General features: G+C 36.3%; 33 protein-coding genes and 1 riboswitch. Of the genes, 13 read left to right on the top strand and 20 right to left on the bottom strand.

Annotation, left to right across the window (positions count from 1 at the left end; genetic code table 11):
- The first annotated feature begins 62 nt into the window (after positions 1–62).
- Together A9Y75_RS04555 and A9Y75_RS04550 are read left to right on the top strand one after the other, a co-directional pair.
- Positions 63–356: an NAD(P) transhydrogenase subunit alpha gene (locus A9Y75_RS04555; RefSeq protein WP_039199511.1), complete on the top strand. Its 294-nt coding sequence runs from the start codon at positions 63–65 to the stop codon at positions 354–356.
- Positions 353–1,756, top strand: coding sequence for an NAD(P)(+) transhydrogenase (Re/Si-specific) subunit beta (locus A9Y75_RS04550; protein WP_071188353.1), 1,404 nt, complete (start codon positions 353–355; stop codon positions 1,754–1,756). Before A9Y75_RS04555 ends, A9Y75_RS04550 begins: the two co-directional genes overlap by 4 nt.
- Positions 1,757–1,884: 128 nt before the next feature.
- On the opposite strand, the gene A9Y75_RS04545 is transcribed toward A9Y75_RS04550, so the two are convergent.
- The gene (locus A9Y75_RS04545) at positions 1,885–2,286 is read right to left on the bottom strand and encodes a hypothetical protein (protein WP_071188352.1); all 402 of its coding nucleotides are present in this window, start codon (positions 2,284–2,286) and stop codon (positions 1,885–1,887) included.
- Positions 2,287–2,508: 222 nt separating this feature from the next.
- On the opposite strand from A9Y75_RS04545, the gene A9Y75_RS04540 reads away from it, so the two are divergent.
- Positions 2,509–3,474, top strand: a complete 966-nt coding sequence (locus A9Y75_RS04540; RefSeq protein WP_083389514.1) for a transposase — start codon at positions 2,509–2,511, stop codon at positions 3,472–3,474.
- 71 nt (positions 3,475–3,545) lie between these two features.
- Here the strand turns inward: A9Y75_RS04540 and A9Y75_RS04535 are convergent, their stop codons facing one another.
- The 11 genes from A9Y75_RS04535 to A9Y75_RS04490 all read right to left on the bottom strand — a co-directional run bounded on the left by A9Y75_RS04535 (position 3,546) and on the right by A9Y75_RS04490 (position 8,193).
- Positions 3,546–3,833, bottom strand: a complete 288-nt coding sequence (locus A9Y75_RS04535; RefSeq protein WP_071188350.1) for a hypothetical protein — start codon at positions 3,831–3,833, stop codon at positions 3,546–3,548.
- Positions 3,834–4,076: 243 nt separating this feature from the next.
- Positions 4,077–4,289, bottom strand: coding sequence for a hypothetical protein (locus tag A9Y75_RS27280; protein WP_143046358.1), 213 nt, complete (start codon positions 4,287–4,289; stop codon positions 4,077–4,079).
- Entirely contained in the window at positions 4,274–4,723 is a 450-nt protein-coding gene (locus tag A9Y75_RS04530) for a nucleic acid-binding protein (RefSeq protein WP_071188349.1), read from the bottom strand. The genes A9Y75_RS27280 and A9Y75_RS04530 overlap by 16 nt, the downstream gene beginning before the upstream one ends.
- Positions 4,724–4,729: 6 nt before the next feature.
- Positions 4,730–5,059, bottom strand: a complete 330-nt coding sequence (locus A9Y75_RS04525) for a hypothetical protein (RefSeq protein WP_071188348.1) — start codon at positions 5,057–5,059, stop codon at positions 4,730–4,732.
- A gap of 79 nt (positions 5,060–5,138) precedes the next feature.
- Positions 5,139–5,429 carry a hypothetical protein gene (locus A9Y75_RS04520; RefSeq protein WP_071188347.1) on the bottom strand — a complete coding sequence of 97 codons (291 nt, stop codon included), beginning with the start codon at positions 5,427–5,429 and terminating at the stop codon, positions 5,139–5,141.
- Positions 5,430–5,587: 158 nt separating this feature from the next.
- Positions 5,588–5,908: a type II toxin-antitoxin system RelE/ParE family toxin gene (locus tag A9Y75_RS04515; protein WP_039203371.1), complete on the bottom strand. Its 321-nt coding sequence runs from the start codon at positions 5,906–5,908 to the stop codon at positions 5,588–5,590.
- Between the two features lie 5 nt (positions 5,909–5,913).
- Positions 5,914–6,162 carry a type II toxin-antitoxin system ParD family antitoxin gene (locus A9Y75_RS04510; protein ID WP_071188346.1) on the bottom strand — a complete coding sequence of 83 codons (249 nt, stop codon included), beginning with the start codon at positions 6,160–6,162 and terminating at the stop codon, positions 5,914–5,916.
- Between the two features lie 225 nt (positions 6,163–6,387).
- Complete coding sequence (locus A9Y75_RS04505) at positions 6,388–6,789, bottom strand: type II toxin-antitoxin system VapC family toxin (RefSeq protein ID WP_071188345.1); 402 nt, start codon at positions 6,787–6,789, stop codon at positions 6,388–6,390.
- 12 nt (positions 6,790–6,801) lie between these two features.
- On the bottom strand, positions 6,802–7,092 hold the full coding sequence (locus A9Y75_RS04500) for a hypothetical protein (RefSeq protein WP_071188344.1): 291 nt from the start codon (positions 7,090–7,092) through the stop codon (positions 6,802–6,804).
- Between the two features lie 355 nt (positions 7,093–7,447).
- A complete protein-coding gene (locus A9Y75_RS04495; RefSeq protein WP_071188343.1) occupies positions 7,448–7,789 on the bottom strand; it encodes a XisI protein in 342 nt (113 codons plus the stop codon).
- Positions 7,777–8,193, bottom strand: coding sequence for a XisH family protein (locus tag A9Y75_RS04490; protein WP_071188342.1), 417 nt, complete (start codon positions 8,191–8,193; stop codon positions 7,777–7,779). The genes A9Y75_RS04495 and A9Y75_RS04490 overlap by 13 nt, the downstream gene beginning before the upstream one ends.
- 273 nt (positions 8,194–8,466) lie before the next feature.
- Between A9Y75_RS04490 and A9Y75_RS04485 the strand changes: the two genes are divergently transcribed.
- Together A9Y75_RS04485 and A9Y75_RS04480 are read left to right on the top strand one after the other, a co-directional pair.
- Positions 8,467–8,718: a type II toxin-antitoxin system Phd/YefM family antitoxin gene (locus A9Y75_RS04485; protein ID WP_071188341.1), complete on the top strand. Its 252-nt coding sequence runs from the start codon at positions 8,467–8,469 to the stop codon at positions 8,716–8,718.
- A complete protein-coding gene (locus A9Y75_RS04480) occupies positions 8,711–8,986 on the top strand; it encodes a type II toxin-antitoxin system RelE/ParE family toxin (protein WP_071188340.1) in 276 nt (91 codons plus the stop codon). Before A9Y75_RS04485 ends, A9Y75_RS04480 begins: the two co-directional genes overlap by 8 nt.
- 133 nt (positions 8,987–9,119) lie before the next feature.
- Here the strand turns inward: A9Y75_RS04480 and A9Y75_RS04475 are convergent, their stop codons facing one another.
- The 7 genes from A9Y75_RS04475 to A9Y75_RS28235 form a co-directional block, all read right to left on the bottom strand.
- Positions 9,120–9,560, bottom strand: coding sequence for a PIN domain-containing protein (locus A9Y75_RS04475; RefSeq protein ID WP_071188339.1), 441 nt, complete (start codon positions 9,558–9,560; stop codon positions 9,120–9,122).
- The gene (locus A9Y75_RS04470; protein ID WP_016948905.1) at positions 9,557–9,847 is read right to left on the bottom strand and encodes a hypothetical protein; all 291 of its coding nucleotides are present in this window, start codon (positions 9,845–9,847) and stop codon (positions 9,557–9,559) included. The genes A9Y75_RS04475 and A9Y75_RS04470 overlap by 4 nt, the downstream gene beginning before the upstream one ends.
- Positions 9,848–9,996: 149 nt before the next feature.
- Positions 9,997–10,356: a type II toxin-antitoxin system PemK/MazF family toxin gene (locus tag A9Y75_RS04465; protein WP_071188338.1), complete on the bottom strand. Its 360-nt coding sequence runs from the start codon at positions 10,354–10,356 to the stop codon at positions 9,997–9,999.
- Positions 10,343–10,573, bottom strand: coding sequence for a CopG family transcriptional regulator (locus A9Y75_RS04460; protein ID WP_071188821.1), 231 nt, complete (start codon positions 10,571–10,573; stop codon positions 10,343–10,345). Before A9Y75_RS04460 ends, A9Y75_RS04465 begins: the two co-directional genes overlap by 14 nt.
- Before the next feature lie 237 nt (positions 10,574–10,810).
- The gene (locus A9Y75_RS04455; protein WP_071188337.1) at positions 10,811–11,266 is read right to left on the bottom strand and encodes a DUF29 domain-containing protein; all 456 of its coding nucleotides are present in this window, start codon (positions 11,264–11,266) and stop codon (positions 10,811–10,813) included.
- Positions 11,267–11,317: 51 nt separating this feature from the next.
- Positions 11,318–11,485, bottom strand: a complete 168-nt coding sequence (locus tag A9Y75_RS27275) for a type II toxin-antitoxin system HicB family antitoxin (protein WP_143046357.1) — start codon at positions 11,483–11,485, stop codon at positions 11,318–11,320.
- Between the two features lie 64 nt (positions 11,486–11,549).
- Positions 11,550–11,699 carry a hypothetical protein gene (locus tag A9Y75_RS28235; protein WP_177176104.1) on the bottom strand — a complete coding sequence of 50 codons (150 nt, stop codon included), beginning with the start codon at positions 11,697–11,699 and terminating at the stop codon, positions 11,550–11,552.
- 333 nt (positions 11,700–12,032) lie between these two features.
- Between A9Y75_RS28235 and rseP the strand changes: the two genes are divergently transcribed.
- From rseP to A9Y75_RS04410, 8 genes are all read left to right on the top strand, one after another.
- On the top strand, positions 12,033–13,133 hold the full coding sequence (rseP, locus tag A9Y75_RS04450) for an RIP metalloprotease RseP (RefSeq protein ID WP_071188336.1): 1,101 nt from the start codon (positions 12,033–12,035) through the stop codon (positions 13,131–13,133).
- 125 nt (positions 13,134–13,258) lie between these two features.
- Positions 13,259–13,903, top strand: a complete 645-nt coding sequence (gene nth, locus A9Y75_RS04445; protein ID WP_071188335.1) for an endonuclease III — start codon at positions 13,259–13,261, stop codon at positions 13,901–13,903.
- Between the two features lie 271 nt (positions 13,904–14,174).
- Positions 14,175–14,318: riboswitch (cobalamin riboswitch) on the top strand.
- A gap of 473 nt (positions 14,319–14,791) precedes the next feature.
- Positions 14,792–15,202 carry a DUF1636 family protein gene (locus A9Y75_RS04435; RefSeq protein WP_071188333.1) on the top strand — a complete coding sequence of 137 codons (411 nt, stop codon included), beginning with the start codon at positions 14,792–14,794 and terminating at the stop codon, positions 15,200–15,202.
- 250 nt (positions 15,203–15,452) lie between these two features.
- The gene (locus tag A9Y75_RS04430; RefSeq protein ID WP_071188332.1) at positions 15,453–17,573 is read left to right on the top strand and encodes a TonB-dependent receptor; all 2,121 of its coding nucleotides are present in this window, start codon (positions 15,453–15,455) and stop codon (positions 17,571–17,573) included.
- 62 nt (positions 17,574–17,635) lie between these two features.
- Positions 17,636–18,496: a (Fe-S)-binding protein gene (locus tag A9Y75_RS04425; RefSeq protein ID WP_071188331.1), complete on the top strand. Its 861-nt coding sequence runs from the start codon at positions 17,636–17,638 to the stop codon at positions 18,494–18,496.
- A 72-nt stretch (positions 18,497–18,568) separates the two neighbouring features.
- The gene (locus tag A9Y75_RS04420) at positions 18,569–19,780 is read left to right on the top strand and encodes an ABC transporter substrate-binding protein (protein ID WP_071188330.1); all 1,212 of its coding nucleotides are present in this window, start codon (positions 18,569–18,571) and stop codon (positions 19,778–19,780) included.
- Positions 19,780–20,868 carry an iron ABC transporter permease gene (locus A9Y75_RS04415; protein WP_071188329.1) on the top strand — a complete coding sequence of 363 codons (1,089 nt, stop codon included), beginning with the start codon at positions 19,780–19,782 and terminating at the stop codon, positions 20,866–20,868. Before A9Y75_RS04420 ends, A9Y75_RS04415 begins: the two co-directional genes overlap by 1 nt.
- Positions 20,865–21,878 (top strand): ABC transporter ATP-binding protein, encoded by a 1,014-nt coding sequence (locus tag A9Y75_RS04410; protein ID WP_071188328.1) that lies wholly within the window; start codon positions 20,865–20,867, stop codon positions 21,876–21,878. Before A9Y75_RS04415 ends, A9Y75_RS04410 begins: the two co-directional genes overlap by 4 nt.
- Before the next feature lie 68 nt (positions 21,879–21,946).
- Here the strand turns inward: A9Y75_RS04410 and cydB are convergent, their stop codons facing one another.
- Positions 21,947–22,960, bottom strand: coding sequence for a cytochrome d ubiquinol oxidase subunit II (gene cydB, locus A9Y75_RS04405; protein ID WP_071188327.1), 1,014 nt, complete (start codon positions 22,958–22,960; stop codon positions 21,947–21,949).
- Positions 22,961–22,969: the final 9 nt, after the last annotated feature.

Below are 22,969 nucleotides of genomic sequence, written 5' to 3'. Positions count from 1 at the left end.
AGTAAACTTTTTGACTTTACAAATATCCTCTAAACATCCAAAATCTAAAATCCAAAAATCACATGACACAAGCATTACTTCCCGCTTTATTCGTACTCGTCTTAGCCTCATTTATCGGCTTTGAAGTCATCAACAAAATTCCCCCGACGTTACACACTCCTTTAATGTCCGGTTCAAACGCCATTTCCGGGATTTCCGTAATTGGTGCAATTCTCGCTGCTGGGGAGAGAAACACCAATTTATCCGTAATTCTCGGCTTAATTGCAGTGATATTGGCAATGGTTAACGTTGTCGGTGGTTTTTTGGTAACTGACAGAATGCTGCAAATGTTCAAAAAAAAGGAAGTTAAAGCATGAGCGACTTTTTACCAACTGGGATACAGCTAACTTACTTAGTCGCTGCATCGTTATTTATCCTGGGTTTGAAAAAACTCGGTTCTCCCGCTAGTGCAAGAAACGGTAATCTTGTCGCTGCGGTGGGAATGCTATTAGCAATTGTTGCCACAATGCTAGATCAGCACGTATTAAATTACGAGATGATTTTGGTAGGCTTGGCTATTGGTTCGGTAATTGGCGCAGTTATTGCTTACAAAGTGCAAATGACGGAAATGCCCCAAATGGTGGGTTTACTCAACGGTTTGGGTGGTGCTTCTTCCGCACTTATCGCTGTAGCTGAATTTTGGCGGTTATTAGATAGTTCTCAACCTATCCCCCTCGATGTCAACATTTCCATGTTATTGGATGTGTTAATTGGTGGCGTGACTTTAACAGGTAGTTTTCTCGCTTTTGCCAAATTGCAAGGTTTAATTAGCGGTACACCGATTACCTTTCCTTTACAACAACCTTTTAACATCCTGCTTTTGGGTTCTTATTTAGCTGGAAGTGCCTATTTAATTATCACACCAGATAGCCTCCCCGTATTTTTAGCAGTGGTGGCTGTTTCTTTGGTGTTGGGTGTCATGTTCGTTCTCCCCATTGGTGGGGGTGATATGCCGGTTGTTATCTCCCTGTTAAACTCCCTCTCCGGTGTGGCTGCGGCTGCGGCTGGGTTTGTGGTGATGAACAATATGTTAATCATCGCCGGTGCTTTGGTGGGGGCTTCTGGTTTAATCCTCACGGAAATTATGTGTAAGGCTATGAACCGTTCTTTGTTCAGTGTCTTATTTAGTGCTTTTGGTTCTGTTTCTACTGCTACTGGTGGTGCGGCTGCTGGTGCTAGTAATCAACCTGTTCGCAGTATTGATGCGGAAGAAGGGGCGATGATGTTGGGTTATGCCCGTTCTGTGGTGATTGTCCCAGGTTACGGTATGGCGGTTGCTCAAGCACAGCATAGCGTCCGGGAGTTGGCTGATCAATTAGAGCGCATGGGTGTAGATGTGAAATATGCGATACATCCGGTGGCGGGGAGAATGCCGGGACACATGAATGTATTATTGGCGGAAGCTAATGTGGCCTATACGCAGTTGTATGATATGGAGGATATTAATCCCCAGTTTGAACAGGCTGATGTGGCGTTGGTGATTGGTGCTAATGATGTGGTCAATCCGGCGGCGCGTAGTGATAAGAATAGTCCTATTTATGGGATGCCGATTTTGGAGGTTGATCGCGCAAAGCAGACTATTGTGATTAAGCGCGGTATGAGTGCTGGTTTTGCTGGTGTTGATAATGAGTTGTTTTATAAGGCTAAAACGACGATGTTGTTTGGTAGCGCTAAGGATATGGTGGCTAAGTTGGTTTCGGAGGTGAAGCAACTTTAAGAGAAACGAACCACGAAGGCACGAAGAACACGAAGAAAAAGAACGAAAGAATTAACTTGCCTTTTAATTCTCAAATTAAAAGGCAAGTTTTTTATTTAAGTAAAGAAGTGGTAGATTCGTTGGCATAATCAATTTGAGTTAGGCCAATAAGCTCCTATTTCATGACCATCTGGGTCTTTAACAGAAGCACTATAAGAATTATCTGCGCTGAAGCCAGGTTTTTGAACTTCATTAGCTCCGTTTGCAATAGCAGTTGTAAAAAACGCATCTATGGCACTTTTATCCTTAGCTTGAAAACTAACCGAACGGCTAAAAATTTGGATATTTTCAGAAGAATAATTTGGAGATTCAATAATGGACAACCTTTTTAAATCTTCATTTAAACCGTATTCTACTTCACGTATACCTTGTGATTCAAGTTGATTACAGCGTGGAACATCTAATGTTGCCATTACAATATCATAGAAAGCCAAGCTACGCTCAAAATTGGATACAGGAAAACTAGGATAAAAGTTGGTAGTAATGCTCATTTTTTAGAAATTTTTGAACTCAATTTATATACATTTTAAAGGTAACATAAGTAAAGACCTTGGTTAGTCTTATATAATAAATATAGTTAGGACTTACGCATTGACAGAATAACAAAATAGTGCATTGATAAATAAGAGTCGTCGAGTAATGGGTATGAGAGAATGAGAGAAATTACTAAACCCTCGACAGCACAATGCAATCTAGACATCTACACCTTATTTTTGCTGTCAGAGCCAAAGTATGGAGGGTGCAGTAGGTTAGCGGAGATATTGGGAGATGTTTCACATGATAGTGTAAACCGCTTTTTATTGAGAGAGAGATACGAACCCAAAGATTTATTCAGCATAATAGAGAAAATTATCAATCTGGAAGGAGGGATATTAAGTGTAGACGATACAGTCATAGAAAAGATTTACAGCGACCCTAAAAATGCGGAATTAATCAGTTATTTTTGGTCAGGGAAAGCCCATAAAACTATTATTGGCTTAAATTTAATTAGTCTATATTACAGTGATATTAATGGTAATTCAGTACCAATAAATTATAGAATATATGATAAAAAGGAGGGAAAAACAAAAAACGATTATTTTAGAGAAATGGTAATTGAAATAATAAGCTGGGGAGTCAAACCCAGAATGGTAACAGGAGATAGTTGGTATTCTGGAGTAGAAAACTTGAAATTTCTAAAAAACCAGAAATTGGGTTTCCTATTCGGAATTGAAAAAAATAGAACTGTTTCAAATGAGCCACACAAGTATTGTCAAGTAAGCACTCTGGCTATTCCCCAAGAAGGATTAAGGACTCATCTGAAAGAATTTGGATTTATAAAATTGTTTAGGAAAGACTTTAAAAAGGAAGACTCTAGACATTATATTTTATATCTACTAGATGAGGAGAAAATCAAAGACATAACCAGAAGTACCTTTATCACAATTCATGATACCCATTGGGGTATTGAAACATTTCATCGAGCCATAAAACAAGTATGTGGAATTTGTCGGTTCATGGTTAGAGATACCTGTGCAATCAAAACTCATATATTTTGTTCACTTCAAGCTTTTGTGAAATTGGAGTTTATGCGCTCTGAAAATATAATTAGCAATTGGTATGAAGTACAAAGGAATCTGTTTACTTCTGTTGTCCGTGAGCATATTTTTGCCAACCTTCGCAAGGATGCCATTATCTAGACTACATAGATGATATTTTTTGTCAATGCGTAAGTCCTAATAGTTTATAATTTTCCCTATAAAATTTAACATTATTTATATTCATCACATTGACGTGAATTAGGAACACCTCCATACATTTGTTTGGCTCTTTCTCGTCTATCTTGTTCCCAGCATTCTTGATACTTTTGATAGGAAGACTTTTCAAATTGCTGGGGATTCATCATTACATAAAGCACCCCAGAGATTATAATTGAAAGAAAAATTACCAATGTTAAGTTTAAACTGAGGTCTTTAGCTTTCTCATCCTTCTTTATCTGCTCGGAATTTTTACCAGTTATTCTTTGAGTGATCATATCAGCTATAAATACAGAAAACATCATCAGTATTATAGTAACCCACCAATTCAGATACAAACAGTAAATAAAACATATCAAAGACAATAACATTAAGATAGTAGATAAACACCCAGGCTGCTTATTGTGATTCATTTTGGTTACTATTAGCTATTAATGGAAAGAATAAAATTGTATAGCCGATACTTGTAAAGTAATTTATTTATTATACCAAAAATCTTGCTTTAATTAAAGTATACTACTGAGGGCTTGCAATGTCCAAAACTTCTAAAGTGCGATCGCTCTCTCTTCTCTTCTTCCTCTGCGTTCTCTGCGTCTCTGCGGTTCGTTTAAAAAGAGATGATGGGAAGTTGAGGAAGTGCGATCGCTGTTTGGGGAAGTTGTAGGGAGTGCGATCGCTGTTTGGGGGGTTGAAGGGATGCGATCGCTGTTTGGGGGGTGAGGGATGCGATCGCTCTCACCGTTTAAATTTCTTCCCATTCTCTAGCATCAATAAAAAGAGAAAGATGCTTTTTATTACTCGTGGCAATAATTACCTCATTTCCATAATTAGCAACTAAAATAGATTGAGCAGCTAAAATAACATCACCATCTAAAGCTTTATTATCTGCTGTAGATTTACCTTTATTTCTCACCTCAGCCCACAATTCTGCTGCTTTTAACATTACTTCTGTGGTAATAGGAAGATAAATAATTTCTGATTTAAGTTGATTCAGTTTTCTAATCCCTGATAACTTATTTGCTCTTAATAATTCCCGTCTAATTTCATAATCTATAATTTCTGGTAAAATTACTTCATAACCTCTTTCAAAAAGACTATAAAACCATTCTTGACATTGCACAGCTAGAGGATTCGCTTTAGGATTAGTAATTAATCCCACAGGTGCAGAATCTAAAACAATAACCTTACTCATTTTATTTTAAATTGAAATACCCTTCATAGATTCAATAATTTCTAAATTTTCTTGTTGTTCTTGTTGATCATCTGATTCATTCCATGACTCGAATAATCTTTTAATATTAGTTTTTCTGTATTCTTTTTTAATTGCGTCACTTTCATTAATTTCATTAATGGCATTTTCCCAGTTTTTTAAAGATAACTGTTTCATCGTCACACTTTGACGAAATAACCGGACAATTTGTAGTAATTCGGGTATGTATTCTTCTGGAGTATGTTCAATTTCTAGTAATAAATCATTGCGGGGTTTTGCTGATGATTTAGCTGTAATGGATTGGTGATTATTAATCATAAAATTCTAGATTTCATTATTTTAGTATATTATCAGTATATCAAAAAATTAGTAAAATATTTAGTATCTACCAGATATTTCATAACATTTCGTCTTCTCTGGTATAAATACTATCCCGACTAATAGCTGCATCTGAAAGTGGTGGTGCTAAAGCAAAAGCAGGACTATTGATTAAATTCATTAGTGCTGTTTCCCAATCTTCCTCAGTTGTTACTTGAGAAAAAGATTTTTCCTCTTGATTTTTCAAACTATCTTCAATTAAAGATTCAAGATAAGATTCAATTGATAAACCTTGTTTATTAGCTTGGGTAATTAGACGATCTTCTATTTCTGGTTTCAATTGTAGCTGTATAGTTTTATATTGTTTCATATTCTTAGATTCTAGTTAATTAATATCAAGTAAAACTTATGATTAACTTGATCTATTAAAAGTATATCAGATTTAAAAACCGAAGGTATCGCTGTTTGGGAGTTGAAGGGATGCGATAGCGAAGCGCGACCTATGAATCGCATAGCTGATGACTATAGCTATTCTTCTTCTGCTAAAATCTGTGAAATATCCCGTGCAGAATGAATTAACCGAACAATTTCAATATACTCATCCCCTTCTAAATAAAAAATTAGATGCTTTTCAAATCCTCTAACTCCCCACTTCCGCAAACCAACTAAACGCGGATTTTTAACATTATAAACACTACCAATACCAGGTAGTCGTGCTAATTGTGAAAAAGTCTGCCTCGTAGCATCAAAAAAACTCAATGCTGCATCAAAATTACTGTCAGCAATATAAGCAAACTGTTCATCAAGGTCAACACTAGCCTTTGGTCTAATTACAATTCGTCTAGTCATTGCTATTACTTGCGGAGTCTCTCCAGAAGCTGAGTGCGTTTTTGTTGCCACCACTCATCCGTAATTTCAATCGCTTCACCACTATCTAAGCCTTCTAATAGCAATGTTTCTAGTCGTGCTTGTGCCACTTTTTCTAAATCTTGACGAATCAAATGTCGAATATATTCGCTTGTGGTACTGTAGCCACATTTTGCAACCTGTTCATTGATAAAGTCCCGCATGGAATCGGGAAGAGAAATATTTACTGTAGTCATAGCTAATAAGTCTTTATATTTCTGATTCTTTAATTATGGCAAATATTGTCAATTTTTGTCAAATGTTTTGTAGGGATGTGGGTGCGATAGCGTAAGCGCTGACTTGTCAGTTGTCAGTTCGCTGTTTGGGATGTCAAATGTTTTGTAGGGATGTGGGTGCGATAGCGTAAGCGCTGACTTGTCAGTTCGCTTTTGGGGAAGTTGAGGAGATGCGATCGCTGTTTACTAAATCTCCCAATCTTCTAATTTTAAATTATCAATTCTACTAAATTCTCTAGTATTGTGAGTAATTAAAGTTAAATTATTAGCTATAGCAATAGCAGCAATATGTAAATCATTATTTCCTATAGGAGTACCTTTAGCAGCCAATTTACTACGAATTTCACCATAAATTACAGCGCATTCATCATCAAACTTCAAAGAAATAAAACGATTTAAAAATTCCTGCTGCTTTTGCATAGTTTTCGCAGGATTATGAGTTCTCATTGCACCATAAAATAACTCAGCTTTTACAATAGAACAAACTACTATATCTATATCAGATAAATCTTGAAGACGCTGAATAATCTTTTCTGATCTTTTATTCAAATATTGAATACAAACATTACTATCTAATAAATATTTCATCAGTTTGTATTCCTAACTATTAATCATTTCTTCTAAACTATCATCAATTCCTAAATTATCCAGAATAATTGGATCATCAGCACAACTACCTGCTGTTTGATTAATAAATTCTTGCCAGTCTAATTTGTGTTTTTCTGTAGTTATCAAAGTTGTTGGTTTATTGATCAAATTTTGACGAAATAAACGGACAATTTCCAATATTTCCGGTATATATTCTTGGGGAGTTTGAGCAATTTCTAATAATAAATCATTCCAGGGTGTAGTTGAGGATGTTTCTGTGATGAGTTGGTGATTATTAATCATAAAATACTAGATTTGATTATTTTTACATATTATCAGTATATCAGATCAGAATCAGCAAGTGTAACTTACCCAAATAACGATACTTTGGGCGAGTTGAGGGAGTGCGATAGCGTAAGCGCTGACTTGTCAGTTCGCTGTTTGGGAGTTGAAGGGGTGCGATAGCGAAGCGCTCCGTAGGAATCGCTGTTTGGGGAGTTGAAGGGGTGCGATAGCGTAAGCGCTGACTTGTCAGTTCGCTGTTTGGAGAGTGAGGGAGTGCGAGCGCTGTTTGGGGAGTTGAGGGGATGCGATAGCGTAAGCGCTGACTTGTCAGTTCGCTTTTAGTGAGGTTGAGGGAGTGCGATCGCTATAACATTTAAGCAGTAGCGAATGCAGTATATTTCCTTTCTTCAGGAGGATGAAAAGCTAAGACAATATCAAGATTAGAAATACCTAACTTCATTAATTCATTCGCTATTCCTTCCTCAGTCCAATCTTCTTCAATCCAAATTTTATCATTTTTAATTCTGATATTAACTTGGATATTATTTGTTCTTTTTTTGCCATCCCAACCCAAAAAACACCAAATATAGTGGTGATTATTATCATCAAAAATCAAACAACTTTCATCAGTTAAATTTGCTGCACCAGAAACCCAATTATGATATTCTGTGAGAACTTGTTTAATTGCTATTTGATATTGTTCTAGTTTATCCATTGTAATATCTCCTCTTTTTCTATATTAACTACAATCATCAAAATTTGATTTAATTGGACAATTTCTTTGATTGAATCTCTGGTAAAAAAGTTTTCGTATGTACTTTCTTTAATAGCTAAATAAATTGTATAGTCTGGTTCTGTGAGGTTAATTAAATTACGATATAAAATGTATTGCCCTAAAGCTAGTTCAAAATCTCTCATAGGAGAAGGACTAAGAAAACTTTTGATTTCAACAACTATTTTTCGTCCACTTTGTTCGGCTGCAATCGGTTTTTCTGCGGATAAATCGGCAAATAATTCAGCATCTTTATACTTGATTTTATAAGGATCAGCCGTAATCGTCCAACCATCTTTAATTAAAGCATTTTTAACAGCATCATGGTAAATATCTTTTGCTGGCATTGTTTTCTTGATAATATTTAGTAAATACTAATTAATCTTAATAGTACAATTATATCATATACTCAGGCTTTAGCGAAGCGCTCCGTAAAAATCGCTGTTTGGGGAGCGAGGGGGTGCGATAGCGTAAGCGCTGACTTGTCAGTTCGCTGTTTTGGAAGTTGAAGGGGGTGCGATCGCTCCACTATTGCTCAAAAACTTAAATTTTGTACAATTTGCAAAAAACAGACAAACAATCTATAATCATATTTAACACTATAAATTTTGTGAGGCGCTATGTCTGTCATCAGTGCAAGTGAAGCGCGTGCTAACTTTCCCGATATTATGAACCGTGCAGAATATCGTGGAGAAAGAATATTAATACAACGTCATGGTAAACCTGCGGTAGCGATGATTAGTATTGAAGATTTAAAACTATTAGAAGCAATGGAAGATGCAATTGATTCTGCTAAATTGAGACGTGCAATTGAAGAAAATGAAGGATTTACCACCATAGAAGAAATCATCGCCAAATATCCCAATGAGTGAACGTTATACATTGAGGATTGCTAGAACTGCGGAAAAAGATTTATTAGACTTGCAACCAAAACAATATAAACAAGTTGTTTCTAAAATACTATCACTTCAGGGTAATCCTCGTCCTCAAGACTATGCAGCTTTAAAAGGTTATCAAGGTGGTTATCGTATTGATCAGGGTGAATACAGAATTTTGTACACCATTGATGATGATAATAAATTAGTTGATGTTTTTCGGGTTGGTAAACGTAATGATGATGAAGTTTATAAAAACTTGTAACTTTGTCAAGCGATTCCTAGGTCGCGCTTCGCTATCGCTGTTTGGGGAGTTGAGGGGATGCGATAGCGTAAGCGCTGACTTGTCAGTTCGCTGTTTGGGAGGTTGAGGGAGTGCGATCGCTTTTCTAATATAATTAAACAATACTACGTGGATCAACAACTACAATATCCGAAAACCGTTTAAAATCATCAACATTAAATGTCAATAAATGTGTGATATTATGAGCTAACATAGCCGCAGCTAAACGAGCATCATGTACCTGTTTTCCCATCACTTGATATTTAATCACAAGAGATTCCCACTCAGTAAAAATTTGTGGTGTATCCAATTCTAATATAAATATCTTTTTAAGTTTTTCGCTTTCTTCTTCAGCTTGAGTGATAGATAAACCTAAGCCATTTTTATCAAGAGGTCTTGTAGCAACAGCCCAAAATTCAATTATATTTTGTGGGATAATACATAAAAAATCACCTTGCTTTTTGAGCGTTAAAATTGCTCTTTGAGTATCAAGGTGCATGGGACTATTTTTTTGTACCAAACGCAGTAAAATATTAGTATCTACCAGATATTTCATAACATTTCGTCTTCTCTGGTATAAATACTATCCCGACTAATAGCTGCATCTGAAAGTGGTGGTGCTACAGCAAAAGCAGGACTATTGATTAAATTCATTAGTGCTGTTTCCCAATCTTCCTCAGTTGTTACTTGAGAAAAAGATTTTTCCTCTTGATTTTTTAAACTATCTTCAATCAAAGATTCAAGATAAGATTCAATTGATAAACCTTGTTTAGTAGCTTGGGTAATCAGACGAGCTTCTATTTCTGGTTTCAATTGTAGCTGTATAGTTTTATGTTGTTTCATCTTCTTAGATTCTAGTTAATTAATATCAAGTAAAACTTATGATTAACTTGATCTATTAAAAGTATATCAGATTTAAACACCGAAGTATCGCTGTTTGGGAGGTTAAGGGGGTGCGATAGCGCGAGCGCTGACTTGTCAGTTCGCTCAACTTAAACCCCAAAACCCAAAACGACATCCAACGCAGTACGAATTTCTTCCCAATATTCAGCTTCTAAAATACCCACAAACCCTAAAACCCGACGATAATCAACAGCACGAATTTGAGCAACATCAATAAAACGCTCTTTATCTAATCCATTAGTTGCTGTTGCTTTGATATTGACAATATAGGGAGCTTGCTTACTTCCTGGTCGAAATGGCATCACAATAGTTAATAATCCATGTTGATTCATAATATCATTTTGAACTATCAAACAAGCACGGATTTTTTGTGCTTCTGCTCCCACAGTTGGATCAAGATTTACCCAGCGAATTTCACCCCGTTTATAAGTTAAATTACCCTCTGGCATTAATACCATCTCCAGCTACATTATCCCAAGCAGAAATCTCATTTTGATATTCTAAATCTTTCGCATCTTCTTGGAGTGCTGCAATTATTTCTGTCTCTAAAATTTTGCGTCTTTGTTCTGCTAATAGTGCGTTAATATAGGCACTACGATTACCTTTTGCTTGTTGATCAATAAATTGGAGAATGTCTTCTTCTAAAGTAATTGTGACTTTCATCATTGTGTATGACTCATTCATCTTACCAATCAATCATACCACTTTTTTGACAATTTGCAAATACTCTGTGTCTGGAAGTAGTATGCCTACGGCACGCTACGCGAACGTAAAAAAAAGGATGCTGGGAAGTTGGAGGGGGTGCGATAGCGTAAGCGCTGACTTGTCAGTTCGCTGTTAGGAGAGTGAAGGAGTGCGATCGCGTAGGTTATTGTAGGTGATCGCATAGAACAACAAATATAATTAAACTGGAAAAAAATCAGCATCTAAAATTTCATCAGAGGAAAAAGGATTATCTTGAGGAAAAATAGATAAAGGAAGTCCAGTTTCAATAGATGCTTCTTTACGAGCGTGTTGATAACAATTATCCAAAACTTCTAGATAATAGCCTTTTAAACTAGGACTATCTAAAAACGTTTCTTGTAATCTTTGACGATGTTCATATATTGTATACAACCAACTATTTGACCTGTTTTGAGGTTGAAACTTGTATTTAAGCAAGTGCATAATTAAAACTCGTAAATTACTTTTTAAAACATTTTTTTCACTTCTTCCCATACTTTCAATTTCTTCAATTAAATTTTCTAATTCTAATTCTAAGAACTGCTTATTCTTTAATAAAGAAGCGGTTTTTTCAATCCATAAATTATAATCTTCTGCATAAAGATTATTAGTTAATATCATAGATTGATGTGTCATAGTTTTCTCCTTGGTAAAATACCAATTCCATCATCATTAACTATATAAAATTTAATCCAATTCTTGTTGACTAGCAACTTCTAAGCAACCTTGAACAGCATCTTTCAACATTTCTAATAAATGTTCGTAATTTTCACCCCAGGTATGACATCCTGGTAAAGCTGGTACAGAACCACACCATACACCGTCTTCTTCCCAAATAAGTGCTTTTATTTTCATAGCCGTTCGCCGTTTGGGGAGTGAGGGAGTGCGATAGCGTATCCCTGACGGGAGTGCCTTGCACTCAGCGCTCCGTAGGAATCGCTGTTTGGGAAGTTGAGGGAGTGCGATCGCGAAGCTGACCGAAGGTATCGCTCTTACTTTGCGTCTTTGCGTGAGGTAAAAAGGGATGTTGGGGGAAGATATGCGATCGCTGACTTGTCAGTTCGCTCAATTTAAACCCCAAAACCACATCCAAAGCAGTCCGAATTTCTTCCCAATACTCAGCTTCTAATGCGTCTCTGCGTGAGGTAAAAAAGCTATCTCCTCTTCCTTTGCAACTAACATACTTCGTACTAGAGCCTACTGCTCCCGTTAGGGATACGCTTCGCTAAGGCGCGAAAAAAAGCAATATTCACTCACCCGTGAAAATCCGATTACCATAACGGCAAGAGAACATTGAGATCAAGTTGAAACAGAACCAACACCGCCAACAGGGTTTGTCTGACCGTTGCCAAGCAAACTACAATAAGAATATATATTTCAATATTTTGACTAAATTTGCTCTATGTCAGTTTTAGCAGCGATCGCAGTCTTGGCTATTTTGATTTTGGTACACGAAGCTGGACACTTTATAGCCGCTCGTTCTCAAGGTATTTACGTTAACCGCTTTTCCCTCGGTTTTGGCCCCGTGATTTTCAAGTACCAAGGATCACAAACGGAATATGCTATCCGCGCTTTCCCCTTGGGTGGCTTTGTCGGCTTTCCTGATGATGACCCAGATAGTGAAGTTCCCCCCAATGACCCAAATCTGCTGCGGAACCGTCCAGTTTTAGATCGAGCCATTGTCATTAGTGCCGGAGTCATCGCCAATTTAATTTTCGCCTATTTGATGTTGGCGTTGCAACTTGGTATCGTCGGTATCCCCCAGGAATTCCAGTATCAACCAGGTGTAATTGTCAAACCAGTGAATGAACAATCTGTTTCCTACCAAGCAGGGCTTAGAGAAGGAGACATTATTCTGGCTGTTAATGGTCAAGAACTAGTTGCTGGTAGCAATTCCACCTTATTGCTGACCAAAGAAATCCAAACTCATCCCAATCAGCAAATCAACCTAAAAGTTCAACATCAAAACGAACAAAGAACCTTAACATTAACTCCCCAACTGGGTGCAGATGGTAAAGGTTTAGTTGGGATAGAACTTGGCCCTAATGGTAAAGCAGTTTATCGTCGTCCCCAAAATATTGGTGAGATTTTCAGCGTTGCAGCTAATCGATTTGAACAGTTAATCGTCGGCACAGTTAAAGGTTTTGGACAATTAGCTACCAACTTTCAACAAACCGTTGGACAAGTTTCTGGCCCAGTTAATATTGTCAAAATTGGGGCAAAATTAGCATCTGATAATATTGCTAATTTGTTCTCTTTTGCCGCAATTATTAGCATTAACTTGGCAGTGATCAATATCTTGCCTTTACCAGCCTTAGATGGTGGTCAACTGGCTTTCCTGCTCATTGAAGGTTTATTTGGTAAGCCTTTACCGACCAAGATTCAAGAAGGCGTGATGCAAACTGGTTTGGTGTTACTCTTAGGATTAGGAATTTTCCTGATAGTTAAAGAAACCACTCAGTTAACCTTCCAGTTAGATTGGGTGCAAAAACTGTTACAGTAATCATAACGGAATTTTAGATTGAGGATTTGAGATGAGATTAAATCATTAAAAATCCCCAATCTAAAAAAATATACCAATCTAGTTTAAACTAGGAAACAAATTCAAAATTCAACATCTAAAATTGATTGACTCCTAAATCATTATCTAAAAAACAACGCGCTTTAGAAATACTTTCGCGTCTCCAGTCTCTTTATCCAGATGCGACTTGTTCTTTGGACTATTCAACACCTGTACAACTGCTAGTAGCAACTATTCTTTCTGCACAATGTACAGATGAGCGTGTGAATAAGGTGACACCAGCATTATTTGGTAGATTTCCTGATGCTGAAAGTTTAGCAAATGCTGATTTATCAGAGTTAGAAGAATTGGTGCGTTCGACTGGTTTTTATCGCAACAAAGCCAAGAATATTCAAGGCGCTTGTCGAATGATTGTCAGTGATTTTAATTCTCTGGTTCCTAATCATATGGAAGAACTTTTAAAGCTTCCAGGAGTAGCGCGGAAAACTGCAAATGTGGTTTTAGCTCATGCTTATGGTATCAATGCGGGAGTGACAGTAGATACTCATGTTAAACGATTGAGTCAGCGTTTGGGCTTAACAAAAAACACTGAACCTGTAGGAATTGAAAAAGATTTAATGAAGTTATTACCCCAACCAGATTGGGAAAATTGGTCAATTCGTCTAATTTATCACGGACGGGCTGTTTGTAAGGCGCGTTCTCCTGGTTGTAATGTTTGTGAATTGGCTGATTTGTGTGCGATGAAATTATAATAGCCCCCAGTGGTTCAGAGTCATAGAGTGTAATATTTGAGAGTATTTGGTTTGGGAAGTTGATATTCATATTCAACTATCAAGCTTAGGATTCAAATAGATTTACAAGTCCTTTCCAAAATTTTTTTCTCCAAAGTACTACTCAATTTGACTACAATTCTTTTATAGAATCCAGCATCATCATGATTAATTTATTCCCAAAAAGCCTTTCACAAAAAGGATAAACAAATATTATTCTGCCATGCCTGTTGACAATAGACAAAAAGTATAGTAGCTTCATCTATATGTCGGTTTTAATGGAAAGCAACCATTAAACGCAAGGGGGAAAGTCTGGTGTAAATCCAGCGCTGTCCCGCAGCTGTAATGAGACTTACGTCTCTAAGTCAGAATGCCCGCCGAAAGTAAAACAACTCACATCCATCTGCGTGGTACAGATGAGTAAAATCATGAATATTTCTATCAAAATTAATCAGTTTCGCTCCAGAGATTCGCTACAGATTGTGTATTACTCTGAGAGTATTAATAGTCAATTGAATTTTTTGCAACCTTTTATCCAAGAAGACGGGAAGCGTATATGAGTGACGCTTACTCATATCTTCAATAGATTTCTGCCAATTTTAAATAGACATAGCAGTTTTCCATTCAATCAAATATACAGCACTTTCCGGTGTTATGAGGTACAAGAACCCCACCCCGCAAGCGATGAGGGGGGCTATGATACACCTTATATAATTGGGAACCGCTGTATCAATTGATATCAGCCCTTTTTTAGCTTGGGAAGCAATGATTTCAAACATTATTTGTTTGCAGGAGAGTTTGCTGGTGTAGTTTTGCTGTAAAAACTTTCATGTTTGCGTTCTCGACTAATTCTTACACATTTTTCAATCAATGCTCAATCAAAAACATACTCTATTTGTCTGCACAACTTGTGGTGGAAAGTGGGAAGACGGTAAGCGAGTTGGTGAAAGTAGTGGAGAAAAACTACTACTACAACTTCAAGAACTGGCACAAGATAGCGAACTCCACAATAAATTCTGCATTCAAGGGGTTGAATGTATGAGTGCTTGTAGTCATTCTTGCGTCATTGCTTTGACAGGAGAAGGAAAATCAACCTATCTCTTTGGTGATTTACCCGTAGATGGAAGTACATCTGCAATACTAGAATGTGCAACTAAATATTATGCTAAAACGGATGGTTCACTACCTTGGTCAGAACGACCAGAACCTTTAAAAAAGGGCATTTTAGCAAAAATTCCTGCACTAAATAAGTGGGCGCAATTGACCATCACTTGTAGTTAATTGCTCGCTTAATATCGGTATAAAAAGAATATTCAGTTCTGTATAATCTTTGTCACCAGATGTCTATTGCTATTTTTGATTTTCTGTGTGAGAATGATTATTATTCTTTAAATATAGTGCGGCTTCTTTCTTGATAGATTGTCGCAGTTTTTTTCTGAGGTGTAATTTAGTTAATTACCGTTTTGTTCATGAAAAAGACTGCAACTTTGTCTTGTTTAAATTTTTAGTTATACAGGGGTTTAGATCAAAAATGTCTACCAATTTTGTGGTAAAACGGAGAGTTCAAATTGTTGCATCTAGTGTGACTATAATTTTGGGTATGTTATGTGATAACTACAAAGTTATAGGAGTAGAAATTCCCCAACACGAAGGTTCTGCAAAAGATTTACAACCAGTCGCGGCAGAAATTACTCAAAATACATCAGCAGATACGGAAGAACAAGAAGCTGATATTGAAATAAATGTCATTGAGAAGCTATTAAATGAACCTGTTTTTTCACCCTTTCGTCAGGAAGGAACAGTGAAAGATTCTACCCGGCCAATTTATGTAATTACTGGTGAAGAAATGGAAGCACAAGGTGCGAGAACCATCAGAGAAGCACTTAAATTTCTGCCTGGTATATTAGGTGATGGTACAGTGGGAACAGAAGTTAATGCTTTAAGTGGTCAACTTATTCGTGGTTCTAATACTGGTCAAGTATTAATATTACTTGATGGTAGACCAATTAATAATGTAGGAAGTGGTGGTTTCGATCTTTCCGAATTTACAACTAATAATATTCAAAGAGTTGAAGTATTACCGGGGGGAGGTTCAACTCTTTATGGTTCTGATGCAATTGGGGGAGTAATTAATATTATCACCCGTCGTCCTACAGAGAAAATTACCACAGAGGCAAAAGTCAATATTGGTGCTTATGGACTCAATCAACAAAGTATTCAAAATAGCGGTAAAAAAGGTGATATTTCTTGGGTTGTAGGTTATAACCGTACCCAAGCAGAAAATAATTATCCTTTTTCTATTCCTGAAGCTAATTTTTCAGGAACAAGGAAGAATAATGATGCACTTTATAACAATTTCAATGTCAAATTAGAGGCAGATTTAGGAAAACGAAATACTCTCAGTTTCTCGACTTTATACTTAAATAAAGAACAAGGAACACCGGGAGGAGTGCCAATTCCTTTTCCTGTCAATGGACAAGGGTTTTTTAATTCGCTTACAGATAGAAATCGCAAATATACAGATCAAGTTTTGACTGATTTAACCTGGAATTCAAAATTAGGAGGTGGGGATGATTCTTTATTAACAGCTAGAGTTTATGGTGATTTTTTGAATACTCGTTTTGATCCTATTGGTTCAATTTCATTTCAAAATCGCTTTGAGACTAATCAAACTTCCTACGGAATTCAAACTACACATAGTTGGAATTTTTCTAAAAATCAAAGTTTAGTTTATGGCTTTGATTATCGGACTGTCAATGTTCGTAATACTTCTTTTAGTTATGCTACTAATATAGAAAGATTGAATTATGATAATGATATTAATCAAGGAGCATTATTTGGCAAATATGAAGTAGCATTAATCCCTAATTTGACTGTTAATTTAGGGTTACGTCAAGACTTTAGTAGCTTAGTAAATGGTTCTGTTACATCTCCATCTGTAGGAACAAAATTTGCTGTCTCTGATTCAACTACCTTAAGAGCAAATTACATCAAAAATTTCCGAGTTCCTACTATTGCTAATTTATTTAATGTCAATCCTAGCAATATTGGCAACCCAGAACTTAAACCCGAAAGAGGTGATAGTTTTGATATTGGCATTGACCAAAAACTTGGTAATATTGGTTTGCTAAGATTAACTTTTTTCAACAATAGTGTATCAGATACGATTGCCTTTAAGCGACTGACACCACCAGTAAATGGTAATACAGGAACTTGGGAAAATATCGGACTGGTGGAAACTACAGGAATTGAGGCTAGTTTGAATTTGCAACTTGCCAAAAATATTTATACTTTTGTTAATTACACGGCAAATGATCCACGTATTTTGAAAAGTTCTAATGCGGCGGAAATTGACAAAGAACTACGCTTTGCTGGTGCGGATAAATTAAATTTGGGAGTTTCTTATGAAAATCCTCAAGGTTTGTATTTGGGTTTATTAATGAATTCCTTAAATGGATATCCTACTAATAATACAAATACAGAATTTTTATCTGGTTATACGACTTTTGATTTTAAACTGCGTGTACCTTTAAGTGATAAACTGGTAGTTACAGGTAGTTTGGAAAATATCTTTAATCAGCGTTATCAGTTGTTTCCTGGTTTTCCTGACGGAGGTAGAGGTTTTCAAGTTGGTTTGAGTTCTACGTTTTAATATTTTTTCTCACCCAGAGACGCAGAGAGTAATACAAAAGTTTAATACAAGGAGGGTTGTTTATGGCTGATTTTAATTGTTGGGTAACACCAGTAAATGAAAAGACAATTGAAGCGACGGGAAATGATTGGCAAATTGAATATGAGTTTTTTGATTGTCAAGGTGATGTTCTGGCTTGTTTATCTTATACTTTATTTCAAGAAAATTGGCATCAAGTTGGTTTAGGACATTTGGAACAAGGTAGTGTTTTAGAGTTGGAGTTTCACGAAGCACCTAAAAAATGCGTTCTCTATGATGGATATTTAACTGTTATTACTAGAGATTGGCATTTTCATTTATGTATTGAGGAAACTTTAGGTGGTCCTAATGCTGAAACTTCTATCGAAGTAAGACAGCAACGTTTGATTAATAAGGGTGCATTTTATAGAAGGATAAATCCCGAAGGTGAACCGAGAAGTTGGGGTATTCAATTTTGGAATGGTGCTGGTGAAAAAGCCATGACGATATTTTTACCTAATCCCTATGTAGAAGATGAAAATTTGCTTCCTGAAGGGAAGGGAGATTTTACAAAGTTGGATTTTTATCAGGAACTTAGGGATATTTATGTATTAGGTAAAAAGCCGATTCCTTTTGCTAAAAATCCTCTCAAATGTGCCTATATTGCAGTTTGTACTTCTGGACGTTGTTATCCTTCTCGAAAATGGCAACCTACTTTTGAGGCTTTAAAGACTGCTGTTGAAAAAGCGGAATTAGATTTGGAAGTGAGAACAAGTGGTTGTTTACAAGTTTGTAAGTTAGGTCCTGTTGTTTATCATTCTACTGATAGAACTTGGTATAGTCGTGTTAAACCGGAAGTTGCGGAAAGAATTGTACAGGAACATTTGGTTGAGGGAAATAAGGTTGTTGAATATATATATCCTTAGTTGGTGTTTGGGTAGGGTGATTTTTTCACGCAGAGACGCAGAGACGCAGAGACGCAGAGAGAAATATGGAAGATGATTTTTAGGAAGTATCAGGTTATTATTTTTCTATGTCAGTTGTTTTTAGTTGCTGTTTTGGTTGTTTCTTGTCAAGGTTCTCAGAATAGTCTGGTTGTTAGTTCTGCTAATAATGGTTGTGTTCAAAAGTATGATCCTAATGTTGATTATTTTCCCAATAAGGTGAAGGTTAATCATGCTATCGGCTTTGCAGTTGAATATTATAAAAACTACAAAGTCGTGACGATTAAAAATCCCTGGAAAGATGCTAAAACAGGTTTTAAATATGTTTTGGTTCAATGCGGTACACCGACACCACCAGGGTTTGAAAAGTCCCAAGTATTTACTACACCTGTCAGTTCTGTGATTTCTCTCTCTACAACTCATTTACCACATTTTTCTAAGTTAAATGTTGTTGATAAGTTAATCGGTGTTAGCGATATTAAACAAGTAACTACACCAGATTTTATTGACAGAATCAAGGCTGGTAAGGTGGTATCTGTTGGCAATAATTCTACTGTGAATGTGGAGAAAGTTTTAGAACTTAATCCTGAGTTAGTTACCACTTTTGGTACTGGAAATCAACAAACTGATAGTTTTCCTAAGTTGTTGGAAGCTGGGTTAAAGGTGGCTATAAATGCTGAATATATGGAAGATACACCATTGGGAAGAAGTGAATGGTTAAAATTTACTGCTTTATTTTTTAATAAGGAGGAAGAGGTGGAGAAAATATTTGCTGAAATTGCTAAGAAATACGAAGATATTGCGACTAAAGCTAAAGCTGTTAAAAATCGTCCGACTGTGTTTGTAGGCTTCAATTTTAAAGGGACTTGGCACACACCAGGTGGTAATAGTTATGTAGCCAAATATCTCGCTGACGCAGGTGCAAATTATCTTTGGAGTGAGGATAAATCTTCTGGTAGTTTACCTATATCTTTTGAAGCTGTGTTTGAACGCGCTGCTAATGCTGATTATTGGTTGAATCTTAGACAATCTTGGCTAAGTTTAAAAGATGTTGTGACTGAAGATAATCGTTATGGTGATTTTAATGCTTTCAAAAAAGGAAATCTTTATAATAATAATGCTCGTGTTAATGCTAATGGTGGTAATGACTACTGGCAAAGTGGAATTAGTAACCCAGATGTAGTTTTATCTGATTTAATTAAAATATTTCATCCAGAAATATTACCAAATTATAACCTATTTTACTATCAAAAAGTGAATAAATAATGTTAATCAAAAAGCATGAGGTTATTAATAAATTTTTACTCTGGAAATTTATTAATAAGAAATATTTGATTTTCTCGATTTTACTACTATGTTTAATTTTGGCATTCTTACTGGATTTAGGATTTGGGGCTGTGAATATTCCCATTCATGAGGTTATGAATATCTTGCTGGGACAAGAAGCAGAAAAGACAACATGGACAAATATTATTCTCAAATTTCGTCTACCTAAAGCCTTAACTGCAACGTTAGCCGGTGCAGCTTTAGGGGTAAGTGGCTTGCAAATGCAAACTCTATTTAAAAATCCTTTAGCGGGTCCTTTTGTATTAGGAATTAGTTCCGGTGCAAGTTTAGGAGTAGCGTTGGTTTTACTGACAGCAAGTTTGACTGTACCGACGTTATTAACTGATTTAGGAATGATTGGTGATTTTAGTTTAGTTATAGCGGCAAGTTTTGGTGCAGCATCAGTATTAGGGTTAATGTTAGTTGTTTCTCGTCGTGTGCAAGACACAATGACGCTGTTAATTTTAGGTTTATTATTTGGATATGCGACAAGTGCAATGGTAAGTATTTTGTTGCAATTTAGTTCAAAAGAACGGATTCAAAGTTATATAATGTGGACTTTTGGTAGTTTCACTGGGGTAACTTGGCAACAATTAGCTATTTTAACTCCAGTTATTTGTGTAGGTTTATTAATAGCGGTGCTGCAATCAAAATCTCTGAATGCACTTTTATTAGGTGAATCTTATGCACGCAGTTTAGGGTTAACAGTGCAGAAAACTAGATTTTCTGTGATTAGTAGTGCTTCTATATTAGCGGGAGCGATTACTGCTTTTTGTGGACCGATAGCATTTTTAGGTGTAGCAATTCCCCATCTTTGCCGCAGTTTTTTTAATACTTCAGATCATCGGATATTAATTCCTAGTGTCATAATTATGGGGGCAATTTTAGCTTTATTTGCTGATTTGTTTTCCCAGCTTTTAATCAGTCAGATGGTTTTACCTTTAAATGCTATTACTGCTTTGATAGGAACTCCTGTTGTTACTTGGGTAATTCTCAAACGTAATTCAAAAAAATCTTTCCCTTCATGAGTAATTCAATTCTGACAACTCATAATTTGACTATTGGTTATAAGACTTCCCATAAAACTATTCGGAATGTTGCATCTAATATTGTTACATCTTTGCAAGCGGGGGAGTTGGTTTGTTTACTAGGTGCTAATGGTGCGGGTAAGTCTACTTTATTGCGAACTCTGGCAGGAATGCAACCACCAATTGCTGGGGAAGTTAAACTTTTAGAAGATGATATTTATAAGTTACCACCACAGGAATTAGCAAAACGTTTAAGTTTGGTATTGACTGAAAAAGTTGATGTGGGAATGTTATCAGCTTATGCTTTGGTAACTATGGGAAGATATCCTTATACTGACTGGTGGGGAAAGTTATCATCTGAAGATGAAGATATAATTAATTGGGCGATAAAATCTGTGGGAGCGGTAAATTTAGCCCACCGTAATGTTAGCGAATTAAGTGATGGTGAACGACAGAAAATTATGATTGCTCGTGCTTTAGCACAGTCACCTATGGTGATGTTATTGGATGAACCAACAGCATTTTTAGATTTACCACGTCGGGTAGAAATTATGCAATTGTTACGTCAGTTAGCGCGGGATACAAATCAAGCGATTCTGCTTTCTACCCATGATTTAGATTTAGCTTTGCGCCTTGCTGATAAAATTTGGCTGTTAGGGATTAATGGTATTCTCCATGTTGGCGCACCAGAAGATTTGATATTAAGTGGTGCATTTGCTGATACTTTCCGCAGTGAGGGTGTGGAATTTAATATTTTTTCTGGGGAATTTAATCTGCATATACCATACAAAGGGGAAGTTAATTTGATAGGTGAAGGTGTTGCTGCTATTTGGACTAGTCGTGCTTTACAAAGAGTTGGATTTACAGTTTTACAAGGTGGTAAATCTGCACAAATCACAGTAGAAGTTATTTCTAGTCCTCAAGAGGTTTTTTGGAAAGTCAGGAAATATAAAACTGTGTCTACACATTATTCTTTATATGAACTCATGAAATTTTTGGATTTTTTATAGTTGTGATTTAAAAAAAAACATTCCCGACTTCTCCAAGAAATCGAGAATCTTTTCAAATCACTAGAAATTTATTCTCTTTCCTCACTGGTGACTACCTTACCTCGGAAGACAAAGTAATTGTAGATGTTGTAAAACAACATAATTGGAATCAAAAACCCAATGAACGTAATCATAAATACCATTGAAGTGGCAGAAGATGCTGCTTGATAAATGGTAATAGTCGGGGGAATAATGTAGGGAAAGGCAATAAATCCCAAACCAATAAATGTCAGGAGAAAGACTAATGCTGTATAGACAAATGAGGCAACTTCCTCTTTCCGGTTTAGGCTTTGCAACAGCAACCAAATCAACAGCATACCCAACAAAGGAATCAAAGCAAAAATATAAACCTCTGGTTGATGAAATAGCCTGGCTCTGGCATTTTCATAGACAATTGGTGTACTAATTGTAATTAAAATTGCTCCAATGAAAGTTGTCCAAGCTGCTAATTTGGCTGTGCGAAAGTGAGTTTCCTGTAATGTACCTTCTGTTTTCAGAATCAGGTAAGTTGAACCAATCAATACATAACCTTGCACAAGTGTCAATGCTGTTAGTAATGATTGCCAACTTAACCAATCCCATATCCCACCAATAAAATGCCCAGCCGCATCAACTTTGATTCCTGCTAATACACCACCCAAGGCAAATCCTTGAAATAGAGAAGCAATAAAACTACCAATTCCAAAGGCAAAATTCCAGAAACTTTTATTATCAGAATGTTCCCTAAATTCAAAAGCAACTGCCCGCAAAATTAACCCTACAACCATTACCATCAAAGGCAGATAAAGCGCACTTAAAATTGTTCCATAAGCTAAAGGAAAAGCTCCAAATAATGCACCTGCCATCAAAACTAACCAGGTTTCGTTAGCATCCCAAACGTTGCCTAAACTGGTCATTAATAAACTACGGCGTTTCTCATCAGAAGAAGTCAAAGAGAGGATACCAACGCCTAAATCAAAGCCATCTAAAAGCACGTAAAGAAACAGAAATAACCCCAGAATTACAAACCAAACTTGTGGTAAAAAGTGTAGTAAAGCTTCCATGTAATTGTT

The sequence above is a fragment of the Trichormus sp. NMC-1 genome, assembly GCF_001858025.1.
Taxonomy (GTDB): Bacteria; Cyanobacteriota; Cyanobacteriia; order Cyanobacteriales; family Nostocaceae; genus Anabaena.
This window is presented reverse-complemented; position numbering and strand designations above follow the sequence as displayed.

Coding starts and splice junctions, on each gene's coding strand:
- A9Y75_RS04555 (WP_039199511.1), top strand. CDS start 63: ATGACACAAGCATTACTTCCCGCTTTATTCGTACTCGTCTTAGCCTCA.
- A9Y75_RS04550 (WP_071188353.1), top strand. CDS start 353: ATGAGCGACTTTTTACCAACTGGGATACAGCTAACTTACTTAGTCGCT.
- A9Y75_RS04545 (WP_071188352.1), bottom strand. CDS start 2,286: ATGAGCATTACTACCAACTTTTATCCTAGTTTTCCTGTATCCAATTTT.
- A9Y75_RS04535 (WP_071188350.1), bottom strand. CDS start 3,833: ATGTTTTCTGTATTTATAGCTGATATGATCACTCAAAGAATAACTGGT.
- A9Y75_RS27280 (WP_143046358.1), bottom strand. CDS start 4,289: ATGGGAAGAAATTTAAACGGTGAGAGCGATCGCATCCCTCACCCCCCA.
- A9Y75_RS04530 (WP_071188349.1), bottom strand. CDS start 4,723: ATGAGTAAGGTTATTGTTTTAGATTCTGCACCTGTGGGATTAATTACT.
- A9Y75_RS04525 (WP_071188348.1), bottom strand. CDS start 5,059: ATGATTAATAATCACCAATCCATTACAGCTAAATCATCAGCAAAACCC.
- A9Y75_RS04520 (WP_071188347.1), bottom strand. CDS start 5,429: ATGAAACAATATAAAACTATACAGCTACAATTGAAACCAGAAATAGAA.
- A9Y75_RS04515 (WP_039203371.1), bottom strand. CDS start 5,908: ATGACTAGACGAATTGTAATTAGACCAAAGGCTAGTGTTGACCTTGAT.
- A9Y75_RS04510 (WP_071188346.1), bottom strand. CDS start 6,162: ATGACTACAGTAAATATTTCTCTTCCCGATTCCATGCGGGACTTTATC.
- A9Y75_RS04505 (WP_071188345.1), bottom strand. CDS start 6,789: ATGAAATATTTATTAGATAGTAATGTTTGTATTCAATATTTGAATAAA.
- A9Y75_RS04500 (WP_071188344.1), bottom strand. CDS start 7,092: ATGATTAATAATCACCAACTCATCACAGAAACATCCTCAACTACACCC.
- A9Y75_RS04495 (WP_071188343.1), bottom strand. CDS start 7,789: ATGGATAAACTAGAACAATATCAAATAGCAATTAAACAAGTTCTCACA.
- A9Y75_RS04490 (WP_071188342.1), bottom strand. CDS start 8,193: ATGCCAGCAAAAGATATTTACCATGATGCTGTTAAAAATGCTTTAATT.
- A9Y75_RS04485 (WP_071188341.1), top strand. CDS start 8,467: ATGTCTGTCATCAGTGCAAGTGAAGCGCGTGCTAACTTTCCCGATATT.
- A9Y75_RS04480 (WP_071188340.1), top strand. CDS start 8,711: ATGAGTGAACGTTATACATTGAGGATTGCTAGAACTGCGGAAAAAGAT.
- A9Y75_RS04475 (WP_071188339.1), bottom strand. CDS start 9,560: ATGAAATATCTGGTAGATACTAATATTTTACTGCGTTTGGTACAAAAA.
- A9Y75_RS04470 (WP_016948905.1), bottom strand. CDS start 9,847: ATGAAACAACATAAAACTATACAGCTACAATTGAAACCAGAAATAGAA.
- A9Y75_RS04465 (WP_071188338.1), bottom strand. CDS start 10,356: ATGCCAGAGGGTAATTTAACTTATAAACGGGGTGAAATTCGCTGGGTA.
- A9Y75_RS04460 (WP_071188821.1), bottom strand. CDS start 10,573: ATGATGAAAGTCACAATTACTTTAGAAGAAGACATTCTCCAATTTATT.
- A9Y75_RS04455 (WP_071188337.1), bottom strand. CDS start 11,266: ATGACACATCAATCTATGATATTAACTAATAATCTTTATGCAGAAGAT.
- A9Y75_RS27275 (WP_143046357.1), bottom strand. CDS start 11,485: ATGAAAATAAAAGCACTTATTTGGGAAGAAGACGGTGTATGGTGTGGT.
- rseP (WP_071188336.1), top strand. CDS start 12,033: ATGTCAGTTTTAGCAGCGATCGCAGTCTTGGCTATTTTGATTTTGGTA.
- A9Y75_RS04435 (WP_071188333.1), top strand. CDS start 14,792: ATGCTCAATCAAAAACATACTCTATTTGTCTGCACAACTTGTGGTGGA.
- A9Y75_RS04430 (WP_071188332.1), top strand. CDS start 15,453: ATGTCTACCAATTTTGTGGTAAAACGGAGAGTTCAAATTGTTGCATCT.
- A9Y75_RS04425 (WP_071188331.1), top strand. CDS start 17,636: ATGGCTGATTTTAATTGTTGGGTAACACCAGTAAATGAAAAGACAATT.
- A9Y75_RS04420 (WP_071188330.1), top strand. CDS start 18,569: ATGATTTTTAGGAAGTATCAGGTTATTATTTTTCTATGTCAGTTGTTT.
- A9Y75_RS04415 (WP_071188329.1), top strand. CDS start 19,780: ATGTTAATCAAAAAGCATGAGGTTATTAATAAATTTTTACTCTGGAAA.
- A9Y75_RS04410 (WP_071188328.1), top strand. CDS start 20,865: ATGAGTAATTCAATTCTGACAACTCATAATTTGACTATTGGTTATAAG.
- cydB (WP_071188327.1), bottom strand. CDS start 22,960: ATGGAAGCTTTACTACACTTTTTACCACAAGTTTGGTTTGTAATTCTG.